The 14,819-nt window shown below is 62.3% G+C and carries 14 protein-coding genes and 1 riboswitch; of the genes, 12 read left to right on the top strand and 2 right to left on the bottom strand.

The features are described 5' to 3' along the window. The first annotated feature begins 228 nt into the window (after nt 1-228). The 6 genes from SOP85_RS17395 (at nt 229) to SOP85_RS17370 (ending at nt 5,549) form a co-directional block, all read left to right on the top strand. A complete protein-coding gene (locus SOP85_RS17395; protein WP_323627651.1) occupies nt 229-1,287 on the top strand; it encodes a DUF2066 domain-containing protein in 1,059 nt (352 codons plus the stop codon). Nucleotides 1,288-1,324: 37 nt separating this feature from the next. Next, entirely contained in the window at nt 1,325-2,398 is a 1,074-nt protein-coding gene (locus SOP85_RS17390; protein WP_323627650.1) for an AI-2E family transporter, read from the top strand. Between the two features lie 197 nt (nt 2,399-2,595). Beyond that, the gene (gene hda / locus SOP85_RS17385; RefSeq protein WP_008063324.1) at nt 2,596-3,300 is read left to right on the top strand and encodes a DnaA regulatory inactivator Hda; all 705 of its coding nucleotides are present in this window, start codon (nt 2,596-2,598) and stop codon (nt 3,298-3,300) included. A gap of 228 nt (nt 3,301-3,528) precedes the next feature. Beyond that, nucleotides 3,529-4,176, top strand: a complete 648-nt coding sequence (locus SOP85_RS17380) for a C40 family peptidase (protein WP_323608830.1) — start codon at nt 3,529-3,531, stop codon at nt 4,174-4,176. A gap of 164 nt (nt 4,177-4,340) precedes the next feature. Further along, nucleotides 4,341-4,877 carry a C40 family peptidase gene (locus tag SOP85_RS17375; protein WP_274074914.1) on the top strand — a complete coding sequence of 179 codons (537 nt, stop codon included), beginning with the start codon at nt 4,341-4,343 and terminating at the stop codon, nt 4,875-4,877. Nucleotides 4,878-4,895: 18 nt separating this feature from the next. Continuing rightward, nucleotides 4,896-5,549, top strand: a complete 654-nt coding sequence (locus SOP85_RS17370) for an O-methyltransferase (protein ID WP_323627649.1) — start codon at nt 4,896-4,898, stop codon at nt 5,547-5,549. A gap of 818 nt (nt 5,550-6,367) precedes the next feature. On the opposite strand, the gene SOP85_RS17365 is transcribed toward SOP85_RS17370, so the two are convergent. Together SOP85_RS17365 and SOP85_RS17360 are read right to left on the bottom strand one after the other, a co-directional pair. Beyond that, a complete protein-coding gene (locus tag SOP85_RS17365) occupies nt 6,368-7,681 on the bottom strand; it encodes a PQQ-dependent sugar dehydrogenase (RefSeq protein WP_323627648.1) in 1,314 nt (437 codons plus the stop codon). Between the two features lie 67 nt (nt 7,682-7,748). Next, complete coding sequence (locus SOP85_RS17360; RefSeq protein ID WP_274074917.1) at nt 7,749-8,333, bottom strand: hypothetical protein; 585 nt, start codon at nt 8,331-8,333, stop codon at nt 7,749-7,751. A 151-nt stretch (nt 8,334-8,484) separates the two neighbouring features. Next, nucleotides 8,485-8,720, top strand: a riboswitch (cobalamin riboswitch). An 83-nt stretch (nt 8,721-8,803) separates the two neighbouring features. Between SOP85_RS17360 and cobO the strand changes: the two genes are divergently transcribed. The 6 genes from cobO to SOP85_RS17330 are packed head-to-tail and all read left to right on the top strand — an operon-like array spanning nt 8,804 to nt 14,743. Then, nucleotides 8,804-9,415 carry a cob(I)yrinic acid a,c-diamide adenosyltransferase gene (gene cobO, locus SOP85_RS17355; RefSeq protein ID WP_008065287.1) on the top strand — a complete coding sequence of 204 codons (612 nt, stop codon included), beginning with the start codon at nt 8,804-8,806 and terminating at the stop codon, nt 9,413-9,415. Further along, on the top strand, nt 9,412-10,758 hold the full coding sequence (locus SOP85_RS17350) for a cobyrinate a,c-diamide synthase (protein ID WP_323627647.1): 1,347 nt from the start codon (nt 9,412-9,414) through the stop codon (nt 10,756-10,758). The genes cobO and SOP85_RS17350 overlap by 4 nt, the downstream gene beginning before the upstream one ends. Further along, a complete protein-coding gene (gene bluB / locus SOP85_RS17345) occupies nt 10,755-11,405 on the top strand; it encodes a 5,6-dimethylbenzimidazole synthase (protein WP_323608837.1) in 651 nt (216 codons plus the stop codon). Before SOP85_RS17350 ends, bluB begins: the two co-directional genes overlap by 4 nt. Then, nucleotides 11,402-12,310, top strand: coding sequence for an adenosylcobinamide-phosphate synthase CbiB (cbiB, locus tag SOP85_RS17340; RefSeq protein WP_274074920.1), 909 nt, complete (start codon nt 11,402-11,404; stop codon nt 12,308-12,310). Before bluB ends, cbiB begins: the two co-directional genes overlap by 4 nt. After that, nucleotides 12,303-13,295 carry a threonine-phosphate decarboxylase CobD gene (cobD, locus tag SOP85_RS17335; RefSeq protein WP_323627645.1) on the top strand — a complete coding sequence of 331 codons (993 nt, stop codon included), beginning with the start codon at nt 12,303-12,305 and terminating at the stop codon, nt 13,293-13,295. Before cbiB ends, cobD begins: the two co-directional genes overlap by 8 nt. Then, nucleotides 13,292-14,743 (top strand): cobyric acid synthase, encoded by a 1,452-nt coding sequence (locus SOP85_RS17330; RefSeq protein WP_323627644.1) that lies wholly within the window; start codon nt 13,292-13,294, stop codon nt 14,741-14,743. Before cobD ends, SOP85_RS17330 begins: the two co-directional genes overlap by 4 nt. Nucleotides 14,744-14,819: the final 76 nt, after the last annotated feature.

The following is a 14,819-nucleotide window of genomic DNA, read 5'->3' as shown; positions in this document are numbered from 1 at the left end:
CCTCAGGCCGACGGCAGGGGGCATATCGGCCGAAAAAAAACCGCCATCGCCCCCTGTGGCTGACATCCTGCTCGCCTGCACAAGTTGTCGTCATTAACCGTCTATCGTTATCACAGTGCGAAAACTTACCCAGGGCGTGTGAATGTTTTGCGTCGGGCGAGGGTCACAGCCTTGTTCGTTCGTCTTCATGCGGTCTGTTCCAGCCGCTTTTGTCCTCAGGAATCTTCCATGGGTTTTTGTAAATTCTTGTTTGTGGGCTGCTTGTCAGTGGTCAGCCTTGTCAGCCAGGCTGAAACCGTCAAAGGCCTTTATCAGGTGCGCGAACCGGTCAACGGCCAGTCGGCGCAAGAGCGTGACGAAGCGACACAACGGGCGCTCGATACGCTGGTCCTGCGCCTCACTGGCGACCCCAAGGCGCCCCAGAATCCCGGGCTGGCGGCGGTTCGCAAAGACCCGCAGCAAATCATCAGCCAGTACGGCTTCGAGGCCGGCCCGCCGGAAGTGTTGAAAGTCGATTTCGACCCGGGTACCACCGAGCAGGCCTTGCGCCGGGCCGGGCTGGCGATGTGGGGCGCCAATCGGCCGTCGATCCTGGGCTGGTGGTTGAACGACTACACCGAGGGCGCGAGCCTGGTGGGTGATGGCCAGGCCGGTGCGACACCACTGCGCCGCGCTGCGCAGCACCGTGGTCTGCCCCTGCGTCTACCGCTGGCGGACCTCAACGAACAAATCGTCGCCACCGCGCCGAATCTGGAAAGTGCTGATCCGTCGGCACTGCGCAACGCATCGCAGCGTTACAATGCCGACGCCTTGCTGGCGGTGCATGCCCGGGAAGAGGGCGGCCAATGGCAAGCCAAGTGGCAATTGTGGCTGGGCGATCAGAAAGAGGCGGGCAGTGCCCAGGGCGCCGATCAGGCCGCTTTGGCCGACGCGGTGATGCTGGCGGTGAACCAGCGACTGGCGCCGCGATTTGTCGCCAAGCCGGGGTCTTCTGCCGCGCAGTTGCTCGAAGTCCAGGGCATGAACCTGGAGCGTTATGCGAGCCTTGGGCGTTTACTCGAGCCTTTCGGCGGTCGTCCGCAAAGTGTCGACGGCGACCGGATTCTTTACCGGGTCAATGGCAGTACCGATCAATTGCGCGCGCAGTTGTCGCTGGCAAAATTGCAGGAGGTCACGGCAGATCAGGCGCCGCCACCGGTGCCAGCGGTTCCGGTCCAGTCTGTAGCCGGTGGTTCGGCCCCTGCGGTCGCGCCTGCGCCGACGCCGCAATTGCGTTTCCGCTGGTAGGATTTTCTTTCTTTATATAGAAGCAATGGAGTGGTACATGGCCGATACGCGGCGTTGGTTCTGGTTGGGTGGAGTGCTCTTGCTCTGCGCGTTTATCTGGCTGTTGCACCCGATCCTCACGCCGTTCCTGGTGGCGTTGTTGTTGGCCTATCTGTTTGACCCCCTGGTGGATCGGCTGGAAAAGGCCGGCCTGTCACGCACCTGGGGCGTGATCGCGGTATTTGCCCTGTTCACCCTGATCTTCACCACGCTGTTGCTGGTGTTGGTGCCGATGCTCGCCAAGCAGCTGTTTCGCTTGTATGAGCTGGCGCCGCAAATGCTCGATTGGCTGCAACACACGGCATTGCCATGGACGCAGTCTAAGTTTGGCTTGTCGGAAGGCTTCTGGAGGTTCGACAAGCTCAAGGCGGCGATCAGCGAGCACATGGGGCAGACCACCGACATCGTTGGCGTGGTCCTGACCCAGGCGACGGCGTCGGGCCTGGCGTTGATAGCCTTGCTGGCGAACCTGGTGCTGATTCCGGTGGTGAGTTTCTACCTGCTGCGGGATTGGGACTTGATGGTGGCGAAGATCCGCAGCCTGCTGCCGCGGGACCGCGAAGAGCAGGCGGTGTCACTGGCCGAAGAGTGCCATGAGGTGCTCGGCGCCTTCATACGCGGGCAATTGCTGGTGATGGTCGCCTTGGGCGTGATCTACGCCGCGGGCCTGATGTTGGTGGGCCTGGAGTTGGGCCTGTTGATCGGGATGATTGCCGGGCTGGCGGCCATCGTGCCGTACATGGGCTTCATCATTGGTATTGGCGCGGCGCTGATTGCGGGTCTGTTCCAGTTTGGTGGCGATTTGTATCCCATGATGGGCATTGTCGCAGTGTTCATGGTCGGTCAAGCGCTGGAGGGCATGGTGCTGACGCCATTGCTGGTGGGCGACCGCATCGGTCTGCATCCGGTGGCGGTGATCTTCGCGATTCTGGCCGGAGGCGAGCTGTTCGGGTTTACCGGCGTTTTGCTGGCACTGCCGGTGGCGGCGGTGATCATGGTGCTGCTGCGCCATGTGCATGATTTGTATAAGGATTCTGATATGTACAGTGGTGTTGACGAACCCGAGCTATAGACGGGGTCACGGGCAGCCCGGATAGACCCCGGCGGGCTGCCCGCAGCGCCAAAGAATCTGTCATAAAACCGGTGCGCTAACGCAAACCTTTGATTTTGCTTGTGGTCTGTCGCATTGTGCGGTCGGCCTCACGGGTATAAACTTCGCAAACTTTACACAGAGGCCACTAACGGTTCCTTTGGAACTGTTCAGTCAGCATGAAACCGATTCAGCTGCCCCTAGGTGTGCGTCTGCGTGACGACGCCACCTTCATCAACTACTACCCAGGCGCCAATGCCGCTGCACTCGGCTATGTCGAGCGTCTGTGCGAAGCCGACGCCGGCTGGACCGAAAGCCTGATTTACCTTTGGGGCAAGCACGGGGTAGGGCGCACGCATCTGTTGCAGGCCGCGTGCCTGCGTTTCGAACAGATGGGCGAACCGGCGGTTTACCTGCCGCTGGCCGAGTTGATGGATCGCGGCATCGAAATCCTCGACAACCTCGAGCAATACGAGCTGGTCTGCCTGGACGACCTGCAGGCGGTGGCAGGCAAGGCTGACTGGGAAGAGGCGTTGTTTCACCTGTTCAATCGACTGCGCGACAGTGGTCGGCGCCTGCTGATTGCCGCATCGACTTCGCCCCGCGAGCTGCCGGTAAAGCTGGCTGACCTCAAGTCGCGCCTGACCCTGGCGCTGATCTTCCAGATGCGCCCACTCTCCGACGAAGACAAGCTGCGCGCCCTGCAATTGCGCGCGTCACGTCGCGGCCTGCACCTGACCGACGAAGTCGGGCACTTTATCCTGACTCGCGGTACCCGCAGCATGAGCGCGCTGTTCGAACTGCTCGAGCAACTCGACCAGGCCTCTCTTCAAGCCCAGCGCAAGCTGACCATTCCTTTCCTTAAAGAGACCTTGGGCTGGTAGCCAAGGCCCTGTAAATTCAAGGCCCACAGCGATATATCGAATATTTCGGACGGCAGAAAATCCGCTTTCCGGCGGGGGCGCCGACTGCGTAAGTGTCTAGAATGGGCTTTAGCGCTTAGATGTCAGCGAGAAACGAAGAAGTCACAAAAAGTTCGATTGAATTTGCAAATGAGGATGATAGCGGGCATAGTCTCGGCTTCTTGACATCAATCAGCCACGGTCGTGCCCATGCTAAATCGCTTTGCACCCCTCGTGCCTCTCGCACTCGTTACCCTGTTGTTCGGTTGCGCTGCCCACACGCCAGTGTCCCAGCAAGCACAACAACAGCAGGTTCAAAATTCCGTTACCGCCCAGTCTTCCGCGCTTTATCAGCAAGCGCTTGAACAGGAAGAAGCGGCCACCGAAAAAGAACTGGCCAGCTTCGGCAATGGCAAGTCTTACCAGCTTCCGGTTCTGGCCGACAGCATCCTCGAACGCGGCATGTCCCTGATCGGTACCCGTTACCGTTTCGGCGGTACCTCTGAAGCCGGCTTCGATTGCAGCGGGTTCATCGGTTATCTGTTCCGTGAAGAAGCGGGCATGAACCTGCCACGCTCCACTCGGGAAATGATCAACGTGGATGCACCACTGGTCTCGCGCAGCAAGCTCGAGCCGGGCGACCTGCTGTTCTTCGCCACTAACGGTCGTCGCGGTCGTGTGAGTCACGCCGGGATCTACCTGGGCGACAACCAGTTCATCCACTCCAGCAGCCGCCGTAGCGGTGGTGTGCGCATCGATAGCCTGGGCGACAGCTACTGGAGCAAGACCTTCATCGAAGCCAAGCGGGCTCTCGCGATGGCACCCGCGGCGACTCCAATCGTCACCGCTCGCAAGTAAACATACTTTTCGTAGGGCGAACTTAAAGTCTTACTTGAAGTTTGCCATATAAGCGCTAAAATTCTGATCCATGAATGATGGCAAACCGCCTGCGTGATCCGCAGGCGGTTTTCTTTTCTGCACTCGCGCAGAAAAAAGCCGCAGCCTGATCAGGATGCTCTGCTATGACGAAGTCGGCCCGCCTCGCAATCATGCTGTTCGCAGCGCTGCTCAGCGCTTGCGCCAGCCGTACACCGCCACCTGCGCCCGTGGTTCGCGCACCCATCGTATTCGGTCCCTCCCAGGCCTTTTCTCCGGAAGCGGAAGACGTGCTGTTTCGCGCGTTGGGGCTGGTCGGCACGCCTTATCGCTGGGGCGGTAACACGCCGGACTCCGGGTTCGATTGCAGTGGGCTGATTGGCTACGTCTACCGTGATGTTGCCGGTATTTCCCTGCCACGCACCACCCGCGAAATGATTTCCATGCAAGCGGCCAGTGTCGGCAAGGAAGGCCTGCAAACCGGTGACCTGATCTTCTTCGCCACCAATGGCGGTTCCCAGGTCAGCCATGCTGGCATCTATGTCGGTGAAGGGCGCTTCGTCCATGCGCCGGCCACCGGTGGCACGGTCAAGCTCGACAGCTTGTCCAAGGCGTATTGGCAGAGAGCCTACCTGAGTGCCAAGCGCGTTCTGCAACCCGAGCATTTGGCGCGCAATCCTTAACCGCCCGAGGGTGTTGTCATGACTGCCCGCACGCTCAACCTCGACGATTCGCTGTATCAATACCTGCTCGACGTTTCCCTGCGCGAAACGCCGCTGCTCAAGCGCCTGCGCGACGAAACCCAGGCGCTGCCCATGGCGCGCTGGCAGGTGGCGCCGGAGCAAGGGCAATTTCTCGCCTTGCTGGTCAAACTCATCGGTGCACGGCGTGTGCTGGAAGTGGGCACGTTCACCGGCTATAGCGCCCTGTGCATGGCGGCGGCATTGCCGGATGACGGTTCGCTGATCTGCTGTGACCTGCCCGGCGACTACAACGCCACCGCGCGCCGCTATTGGCAGGAGGCCGGCGTGGCCGGGCGGATAGATCTGCATTTGGCGCCGGCGCTGGAAACCCTTGGCAGGCTGGACGCACCGGGCCAGTTCGATCTGGTGTTCATCGATGCCGACAAGGCCAATTACCCGGCCTATCTGGAACATGCACTACGCCTGTTGCGTACCGGCGGCCTGGCAGTATTCGATAACACCCTGTGGAGTGGCCGGGTGCTTGAGGAGAATCCCGAAAGTGAAGATACCCGCGCCATCCAGGCGCTCAATCGTGCCTTGAGGGATGATGCGCGAGTGGATCTATCGCTGTTGCCGTTGGGGGATGGGCTGACGCTCTGCCGTAAACGCTGATCTCCAGGCACACAGCAATGGCGGCCTCAAAGCCGACCCATCTCCCACGGCCGTACCCGATCTACTGTAGGAGCTGGCTTGCCAGCGATGACGGCCTGACAGCCGACCCATCTCCCACGGCTGTACACGATCCACTGTAGGAGCTGGCTTGCCAGCGATGACGGCCTGACAACCGCACCATCTCCCCACGGCCGTACCCGATCTACTGTGGGAGCCAGCCTGCTGGCGATGGCGGCCTGACAGCCGACCCATCTCCTACGGCTGTACACGATCCACTGTAGGAGCTGGCTTGCCAGCGATGACGGCCTGATAGCCGACCCATCTCCCCACGGCCGTACCCGATCTACTGTGGGAGCCAGCCTGCTGGCGAAGGCGGCCTGACAGCCGACCCATCTCCCACGGCTGTACACGATCCACTGTAGTAGCTTGCTTGCCAGCGATGACGGCCTGACAGCCGACCAATCTCTCCCGGCTGTACCCGATCAACTGTGGGAGCTGGCTTGCCAGCGATGGCGGCCTGACAGCCGACCTGGATTTTGTTGACCGAGTACATATCCATTCCTTCGGTAACGCCCACCTATGGTTTCGCCCTTACGGCGAGTCACTTGGAAAAGCCTGTAGGAGCAAGCTTGCTCGCGATGGAGGTCAACGATAACGCGGGAAGTCTGACACCCCGCGGCTAACCCGGCATCCATGCCGGGTTGCCCGCTGCGCAGAACCTCCACTCGGCCTCTCGAGGGGGCAAGAAGATCAAAATCAACATCAAGAGCCAGAGCCAAAGCAAGGCGGCAGACCGACAGGCCTGTTTCATGTGCAGGTTATTGCACCGCCGACACCCGCCACACCTTGTTCCCCACATCATCGGCCACGAGCAAACCCCCTTGCTGATCAACCACCACACCCACCGGCCGGCCCATGGCTTTTTCCTCATCATTGAGAAAACCGCTGAGCACATCCACCGGTTGACCGCTCGGTTTGCCGCCGCTGAAGGGCACGAATATCACTTTGTAGCCACTATGCGGCTTGCGGTTCCATGAGCCGTGCTGGCCGATGAAAGCGCCTTCCTTGAACTGCGCCGGCAGCTTGTTGCCCTCGGCAAACGTCAGGCCCAGTGAGGCGGTGTGCGGGCCGACCGCGTAGTCCGGGGCAATCGCCTTGGCCACAAGGTCGGGGTTTGGCGGCTCGACGCGCACGTCGACGTGCTGGCCGTAATAGCTGAATGGCCAGCCATAGAAAGCGCCGTCCTTGACCGAGGTGATGTAGTCCGGCACCAGGTCGCTGCCGATTTCGTCGCGCTCGTTGACGGCGGTCCACAGCGCGCCGCTTTGTGGCTCCCAGGCCATGCCGTTGGGGTTGCGCAGGCCTGAAGCGAAGATCCGGTGGTTGCCGGTGGCACGATCCACTTCCCAGATCGCCGCGCGCCCTTGCTCCTGGTCCATGCCGTTTTCGCCGACGTTGCTGTTGGAGCCCACCGTGACGTACAGCTTGCTCCCGTCCTTGTTGGCGATGACGTTCTTGGTCCAGTGGTGATTCAGGGTGCCCCCTGGCAGGTCGACGACTTTGATCGGCTGCGACTTGATGGCCGTGTCGCCATCGACATAGCGAAAGCGCAACAGCCGGTCGGTGTCGGCAACGTACAGGTCATTGCCGACCAGGGTCATGCCAAAGGGCGAGTTGAGGTTTTCCAGGAACACCGTGCGGGTTTCGGCGATGCCATCGTGGTTGCTGTCGCGCAGCAGCGTGATGCGGTTTGGGCTCGGCACGGCGGCACCGGCACGTCCCATGACTTTCTTGGTGATCCAGCCCTTGATGCCTTTGTTGTCATCGGGTTTGGGCGGGGCGTTGGTTTCGGCGACCAGCACGTCGCCATTGGGCAGCACGTAGAGCCAGCGCGGATGATCGAGGCCCTCGGCAAAGGCGCCGACCTGGGTGCCGCTGGCCGCGACGGGTTTGGCGCCGTCCGCCCAGCCGATGGCCGGGGCGATGTTCATCGTCGGGAACAGGGTCTTGTTGGGTTCCGGGAGCTTGGGGGACGGCCCGGTGCCGTCGGTGACTTGCAAGCGGGCGGTTTCGCCACAGGCGGCGAGCCCTCCCGCTAATGCGATAACGAAAACCAGCTGAGACGTGCGCATTGCTGACCTTCCCTATGAATGAAGTGACTTAAACCATAGAGAAGCGCGGCAGCCCGATGGTTCAACGTTAGCCGCGAGCTTCCTTGAGCAGCACGGCGATGCCGGGGTGATAGTGGCCGGCTTCGTTGCGCAATTTGCGATAGGCATAGGGGAAATACCAGGCCACGGCGCAGCTGTGCTCCTTTTGCAGGTCATCGACCATGTCCTGAAGTTCTTCGGGGGTGGCGCCTTGCTGGTTCTTGTGCGGCGCGACGAACAGGCAGCCGATTTTCAGGTCGCTGGCGTAGCTGATTTTTTTCGCGTCGCTGGTGATGTCGAGCAGGGCCTGGGTCAAGTTCAGGCTGTTGACCCGTGGCCAGCGTTGCGTGGTCTGCAGCCAGGCGCGTGCTTCGGGCGTGGCGATAAACAGATCGGCGCGGCCGTTGCGTTCGCCTTCTTCGGTCTGTTTGCGGGTAGGTGATTGTTGCAGGGTGATCATTTCGGCCATCCAGGCCGCAGCGGACAGCAGGCCGAGGTTGGCTTTTTCGTCGAGCCAGTAGGGCGTCTCGGTGTCGCCGCGCACGGCGTTATAGCGGTCGATACAGTCGAACCAGCGTTCCAGGACCGGACGCAGGAATTCCAGCTTCGGATTGCTGATGATGATGCCTTGCATGGGGTTCACCCTTGTTATTGTGTTGAGGCTTGTGGCTATTTGATATCACTGCTGTGAGTGTGGCACAAGATTGACGTCACTTGATTGATCGGCGGCAGTTATTCACGGCGCCACCGCGTCTTCAATTGACGCTCCACCCCCAACCCTCTAACCTTCGCCGCTTGTTTCAGGTGCTCTGTGGCTTTGGGTCGACAGAGTGAAACAGGGAAGCCGGTGAGTTGAGCGCTTCAGTCGATGAAGCCCCGCGATCCCGGCGCTGCCCCCGCAACGGTAAATGAGTGAAAACTGCGTCAGAAGCCACTGCGTCGATCCTTGATGCGGGAAGGCGCGCAGTCCGGCATTACGCCGCTCATGAGCCCGGAGACCGGCCTGATCCATCCAAGCGGCATCACGGTGGGCGATGCCAGGCTTCTTGCCGTCTATTCTTGTGCCTGCCCGCCGTTAATCCTGCTTCAACGGAGAGCTCCCCCATGTCTGATACCCCTGATCGTGACGAACGTCATCTGGCGCGCATGCTGCGCAAAAAGGCCGTGATCGACGAACGCATCGCCAATTCCCCGAACGAATGCGGCCTGCTGCTGGTGCTGACCGGCAACGGCAAAGGCAAGAGCAGCTCGGCCTTCGGCATGCTCGCCCGTGCCATGGGGCATGGCATGCAGTGCGGTGTGGTGCAGTTCATCAAGGGGCGCAACAGCACCGGCGAAGAACTGTTCTTCCGGCGCTTCCCCGAGCAGGTGCGTTTTCATGTGATGGGCGAGGGTTTTACCTGGGAGACCCAGGATCGCCAGCGCGACATCGCGGCGGCCGAAGCTGCCTGGGCGGTATCGCAGCAACTGCTGCGCGACCCATCGATCGGCTTGGTGGTGCTGGACGAACTGAACATCGCCCTCAAGCACGGCTACCTCGATCTCGATCAGGTGCTCAGCGACCTGCAAGCGCGCCCGCCAATGCAGCACGTGGTGGTCACCGGTCGCGGCGCCAAGCCGGAGATGGTCGAACTGGCCGACACCGTCACTGAAATGGGCATGATCAAGCACGCCTTCCAGGCCGGTATCAAAGCGCAAAAAGGCGTCGAGCTGTGAATCAACCTCGTCATTGCCCGGCGGTACTGATTGCCGCGCCAGCCTCCGGCCAGGGCAAGACCACCGTGACCGCCGCGCTGGCCCGGTTGCATCGCAACCAGGGACGCAAGGTGCGGGTATTCAAGTGTGGCCCGGACTTTCTCGACCCGATGATCCTCGAGCGCGCCAGCGGTGCGCCGGTGTATCAACTGGACATGTGGATGGTCGGCGAACAGGAAAGCCGTCGCCTGTTGTGGGAGGCCGCCGCTGAAGCTGACCTGATCCTGATCGAAGGCGTCATGGGGCTGTTCGATGGTACGCCGTCGAGTGCCGATCTGGCGCGGCATTTCGGCGTGCCGGTGCTCGCTGTGATCGACGGTACCGCCATGGCCCAGACCTTTGGCGCACTGGCCCTGGGCCTGGCGCGCTATCAGCCGGACTTACCGTTTGCCGGCGTGCTGGCCAACCGCGTGGGCACCCTGCGCCATGCGCAACTACTCGAAGGCAGCCTGACCGAAGGCCTGCGCTGGTACGGCGCCTTGTCTCGGGAGACCGGCATTGAATTGCCAAGTCGCCACCTGGGCCTGGTGCAAGCCAGTGAGTTGAACGACCTGGACGTGCGCCTGGATGCAGCGGCAGACGCCCTGGCCAGTAGTTGCGAAGTCGCGCTGCCACCGGCGGTGACCTTCGCCGCGCCGGATGTAATCGCGGCCGAACCGCTTCTGGCTGGCGTGCGCATCGCCGTGGCCCGTGATGAGGCGTTTGCCTTCACCTATGGCGCCAGCCTGGATCTGTTGCGGGCGATGGGTGCCGAGTTGCGGTTTTTCTCGCCGATCCGTGACGCTGTTTTGCCAGAGGCGGACAGCTTGTATCTGCCGGGCGGTTATCCGGAATTGCACCATGTGGCGCTGTCGCAGAACACCTCGATGTTGACGGCAATCCGCGCGCATCACGCGGCGGGCAAACCCTTGTTGGCGGAATGTGGCGGGATGCTTTATCTGCTCGACTCGTTGACCGATGTCGAGGGTACTCGGGCAGAGCTGGTCGGCTTGTTGAAGGGCGATGCGGTGATGCAGAAGCGCCTGGCTGCGTTGGCCTTGCAGGCGGTTGAGCTACCGGAAGGTTCACTGCGTGGGCACACTTATCATCATTCCTTGACCACCACCGAACTGACACCGATTGCCCGGGGCTTGAGCCCTAACGGCGGACGCGGGGCAGAGGCGGTTTATCGTGAGGGGCGGATGACGGCCTCTTATGTGCATTTTTATTTTCCGTCCAATCCGAAGGCGGTTGCCGCGTTGTTTGCGCCCGACCTTGAGGCCGCCTTCGCTGGCAAGCCAGCTCCTACAGCGAAGAGGCCATGACCGACAACGCCTTCTCCGAAGCCGAACGCGATGCGGTCTACCGCGCCATTGGCGAACGCCGCGACATGCGCCACTTCGCCGGCGGCACGGTCGAGCCCGATTTACTGCGGCGCCTGCTCGAAGCCGCGCATCAGGCCCCGAGTGTTGGCCTGATGCAGCCCTGGCGCTTCATCCGCATCAGTGACCGCGCGCTACGCAGCCAGATCCAGGTCCTGGTGGAGCAGGAGCGCGTGCGCACCGCCGAGGCCCTGGGTGAGCGCACCGACGAGTTCATGCAGCTCAAGGTCGAGGGCATCAACGATTGCGCCGAGGTGCTGGTCGCCGCGCTGATGGACGATCGCGAACGGCATATCTTCGGTCGTCGTACTCTGCCGGAAATGGACCTGGCCTCGTTGTCCTGCGCGATCCAGAACCTCTGGCTGGCATCCCGCGCCGAAGGGCTGGGCATGGGCTGGGTCTCGCTGTTCGAGCCGCAAGCCCTGGCGGACCTGCTGGGCCTGCCGCCGGGTGCCAAGCCCTTGGCGATTCTTTGCCTGGGACCGGTCAAGGCCTTTTATCCGGCACCGATGCTGGTACTCGAAGGCTGGGCGCAGGCGCGTCCGCTGAGTGAGCTGTTGTATGAAAACTATTGGGGAGTGAGTCAATGAGTGTGGCGTTGTTGAGTGTCGCCGCGGTGGCGCTGGATGCGCTGCTGGGTGAACCCAAACGCTGGCATCCGCTGGTGGCGTTCGGCCGATTTGCCGAGCGCATCGAGCAACGTTTCAACGGTGGCGGACGCGGCTGGCGCAGCCATGGGGTCACCGCGTGGGTGATCGCCGTGTTGCCGCTGACCCTGTTGGCTACGGCATTTTCCTGGGCGCCCTACGTCGGCTGGATCGTCGAGATTCTTGCGCTCTATTGCGCCCTGGGCATGCGCAGCCTCGGCGAGCATGTCACGCCTGTGGCGAAGGCTTTGCGCAGCGATAATCTTGAAGAAGCACGCCAACGCGTGAGTTACCTGGTCAGCCGTAAAACCAGCGATCTGGATGAAACCGCCGTCGCCCGTGCCGCCACCGAATCGGTGCTGGAAAACGGCAGTGACGCGGTGTTTGCCGCATTGTTCTGGTTTGCCGTGGCTGGCGCACCGGGCGTGGTGCTGTACCGTTTGAGCAACACTCTGGACGCGATGTGGGGCTATCGCAACGAGCGCTTCGAGCGGTTCGGCTGGGCGGCGGCGAAGATTGACGATGTGCTCAACTACATTCCCGCACGTCTGGTGGCGTTGACCTACGCGCTGCTGGGCAAGACCCGCCTGGCGTTGAAATGCTGGCGCACCCAGGGGCCGACCTGGGATAGCCCGAATGCCGGCCCGGTGATGGCGGCGGGTGCCGGTGCGTTGGGCGTCGAGTTGGGCGGGCCGGCGATTTATCACGGTGAACTGCATCAGCGCCCGAAGCTGGGCGAGGGCGTGCCGGCGGATGCCGACGCCATCGACCGCGGCTGGCAGCTGGTCCAGCGTGGGGTATGGTTGTGGCTGCTGATTTTGTGCGTGGGGGCTGAATTTTATGCTTGAGCACGGCGGACGACTGCGCAAGGCGGCGCACGATTACGGCATTGACGAAGCCGATTGGCTCGACCTGTCCAGCGGCCTGGCGCCCTGGCCATTTCCCGTACCCGACATCCCGCTGCGGGCCTGGGCGCGGTTGCCGGAAACCGATGATGGCCTGGAGCAGGCGGCCTGCGACTATTACGGCACCCTGCAGGCATTGCCGGTCGCTGGCTCGCAGATGGCCATCCAGTTACTGCCGCGCTTGCGCCGGGCGGGCAAGGTCGGCGTGCTGTCGCCTTGTTACGCCGAGCATGCCGAGGCGTGGCGGCGCAATGGCTACATCGTGCGCGAGGTGCTGGAGCAGGAAGTCGACTTCTTCGTCGACAGCCTCGACGTGCTGGTGGTGGTCAACCCGAACAACCCGACCGGGCTGAACCTGACGCCCGCGCGTCTGCTCGACTGGCATTCGCGCCTGGCCCCGCGCGGTGGCTGGCTGGTGGTGGACGAGGCCTTCATGGACAACACGCCGCACCTGAGCGTGGCGCCGTTTGCCCATCAGGTCGGTTTGATCGTGCTGCGCTCCTTTGGCAAGTTTTTCGGCCTGGCCGGGGTGCGCCTGGGTTTTGTCCTGGCGGAGCGCCGGTTGCTCAAGCTGCTCGCCGAGCAGGTCGGGCCGTGGGCGGTCAGCGGGCCGACCCGGGTGCTCGGCCAGGCATGCCTGCGCGACACCGAAGGGCACACGCGTCAGCGCTTGCGTACCGATGAGGCCAGCGCGCGGCTGGCCACCTTGTTGACGCAATACGGCCTCGAGCCCCAGGGCGGTTGCGCCCTGTTCCAGTGGCTGAGCACCGAGCGCGCCGAACTGCTTCAAGACTTCATGGCCCGGCGCGGCATTCTGCTGCGCCTGTTCACTCACAACAGCAGCTTGCGTTTCGGCCTGCCTGGCGATGAAGCCGACTGGGCACGTCTCGCTTCGGCGCTGGACGCCTACGCCAAGGAACACCCATGACCACGCTGATGGTGCAGGGCACCACCTCCGACGCCGGTAAAAGCACCCTGGTAACGGCGCTGTGCCGCTGGGTGACACGCCAGGGTGTCCGCGTGGTGCCGTTCAAGCCGCAGAACATGGCGCTCAACAGCGCGGTGACCGCCGACGGTGGCGAGATCGGCCGCGCCCAAGCGGTGCAGGCCCAGGCCGCCCATCTTGAACCCCACACCGACATGAACCCGGTGCTGCTCAAGCCCAACAGCGATACCGGCGCCCAGGTGATCATCCATGGTCGTGCGGTCACGACCATGAACGCCGTGGCCTATCACGACTACAAGGCTATCGCCATGCAAGCGGTGCTGGCCTCCCATGAACGCTTGAGCGCGGCCTATCCCGTGGTGATGGTCGAAGGCGCGGGCTCACCGGCCGAGATCAACCTGCGTGCTGGCGACATCGCCAACATGGGTTTTGCCGAAGCGGTGGATTGCCCGGTGGTGCTGATCGCCGACATCAATCGCGGTGGGGTTTTCGCCCATTTGGTGGGCACCCTGGAGCTGCTGTCGCCTAGCGAACAGGCGCGGGTCAAAGGCTTCATCATCAATCGTTTTCGTGGCGACATCGCGCTGCTGCAACCCGGCCTCGACTGGCTCGAGGCGCGCACCGGCAAACCGGTGATCGGCGTGCTGCCCTACGTGATGGATTTGCACCTGGAAGCCGAGGACGGCATCGATCAGCGCCAGGCCGACAAGGCCGGGCAACTGTTGAAAGTGGTGGTGCCGGTGTTGCCGCGCATCAGCAACCACACCGATTTCGATCCGCTGCGCCTGCACCCGCAAGTGGACCTGCAATTCATCGGCCCCGGCCAGGCGATTCCACCGGCCGACCTGATCATTCTTCCTGGCTCGAAAAGCGTGCGCAGCGACCTCGCGTACCTGCGTGCCAATGGTTGGGACACCGCGATTTCCCGGCATTTGCGCTATGGCGGAAAGGTCCTGGGTATTTGCGGTGGTCTGCAGATGCTGGGGGAGCAGGTGCATGATCCGCTGGGGCTGGAAGGGGCGTCGGGCTCGAGTGCGGGGTTGGGGCTGTTGGCGTTTGAAACGCAGTTGGAAGAAGAGAAGCAGCTGCGCAACGTGCGTGGGCGCCTGGCGCTGGAGAATGCTGAGGTCAGTGGTTATGAAATCCATGCTGGCGTCACAACGGGAGCGGCATTGGAAAACGCTGCCGTGCAGCTCGATGACGGTCGCTGCGATGGCGCGCAAAGTGTTGATGGGCAGATTTTCGGCACCTACCTGCATGGCCTCTTCGAGTCGCCGGCGGCGTGTAGTGCGCTGTTGCGCTGGGCGGGATTGCAGGATGTGCAGGACGTGGATTACCACGGGTTGCGCGAGCGGGATATCGAGCGGTTGGCGGATCTGGTGGAGAAGCATCTGGATACCGGGCTGCTGCGTGAGCTCTGTGGGATTTGAGTTGGCTTTACCGGACCCTTCGCGGGCAAGCCCGCTCCTACAGTTTGACCGCGTTTCCCTGTAGGAGCGGGCTTGC

This window comes from Pseudomonas sp. YuFO20 (assembly GCF_035064975.1).
Taxonomy (GTDB): Bacteria; Pseudomonadota; Gammaproteobacteria; order Pseudomonadales; family Pseudomonadaceae; genus Aquipseudomonas; species Aquipseudomonas putida_AE.
This window is presented reverse-complemented; position numbering and strand designations above follow the sequence as displayed.

Excerpts from the sequence above, each read along its gene's own strand:
- bluB (WP_323608837.1), top strand. The coding sequence starts at position 10,755 with ATGACCGACAACGCCTTCTCCGAAGCCGAACGCGATGCGGTCTACCGC.
- cobO (WP_008065287.1), top strand. The coding sequence starts at position 8,804 with ATGTCTGATACCCCTGATCGTGACGAACGTCATCTGGCGCGCATGCTG.
- cobD (WP_323627645.1), top strand. The coding sequence starts at position 12,303 with ATGCTTGAGCACGGCGGACGACTGCGCAAGGCGGCGCACGATTACGGC.
- SOP85_RS17375 (WP_274074914.1), top strand. The coding sequence starts at position 4,341 with ATGACGAAGTCGGCCCGCCTCGCAATCATGCTGTTCGCAGCGCTGCTC.
- SOP85_RS17365 (WP_323627648.1), bottom strand. The coding sequence starts at position 7,681 with ATGCGCACGTCTCAGCTGGTTTTCGTTATCGCATTAGCGGGAGGGCTC.
- SOP85_RS17330 (WP_323627644.1), top strand. The coding sequence starts at position 13,292 with ATGACCACGCTGATGGTGCAGGGCACCACCTCCGACGCCGGTAAAAGC.
- SOP85_RS17370 (WP_323627649.1), top strand. The coding sequence starts at position 4,896 with ATGACTGCCCGCACGCTCAACCTCGACGATTCGCTGTATCAATACCTG.
- SOP85_RS17390 (WP_323627650.1), top strand. The coding sequence starts at position 1,325 with ATGGCCGATACGCGGCGTTGGTTCTGGTTGGGTGGAGTGCTCTTGCTC.
- hda (WP_008063324.1), top strand. The coding sequence starts at position 2,596 with ATGAAACCGATTCAGCTGCCCCTAGGTGTGCGTCTGCGTGACGACGCC.
- SOP85_RS17360 (WP_274074917.1), bottom strand. The coding sequence starts at position 8,333 with ATGCAAGGCATCATCATCAGCAATCCGAAGCTGGAATTCCTGCGTCCG.
- cbiB (WP_274074920.1), top strand. The coding sequence starts at position 11,402 with ATGAGTGTGGCGTTGTTGAGTGTCGCCGCGGTGGCGCTGGATGCGCTG.
- SOP85_RS17380 (WP_323608830.1), top strand. The coding sequence starts at position 3,529 with ATGCTAAATCGCTTTGCACCCCTCGTGCCTCTCGCACTCGTTACCCTG.
- SOP85_RS17395 (WP_323627651.1), top strand. The coding sequence starts at position 229 with ATGGGTTTTTGTAAATTCTTGTTTGTGGGCTGCTTGTCAGTGGTCAGC.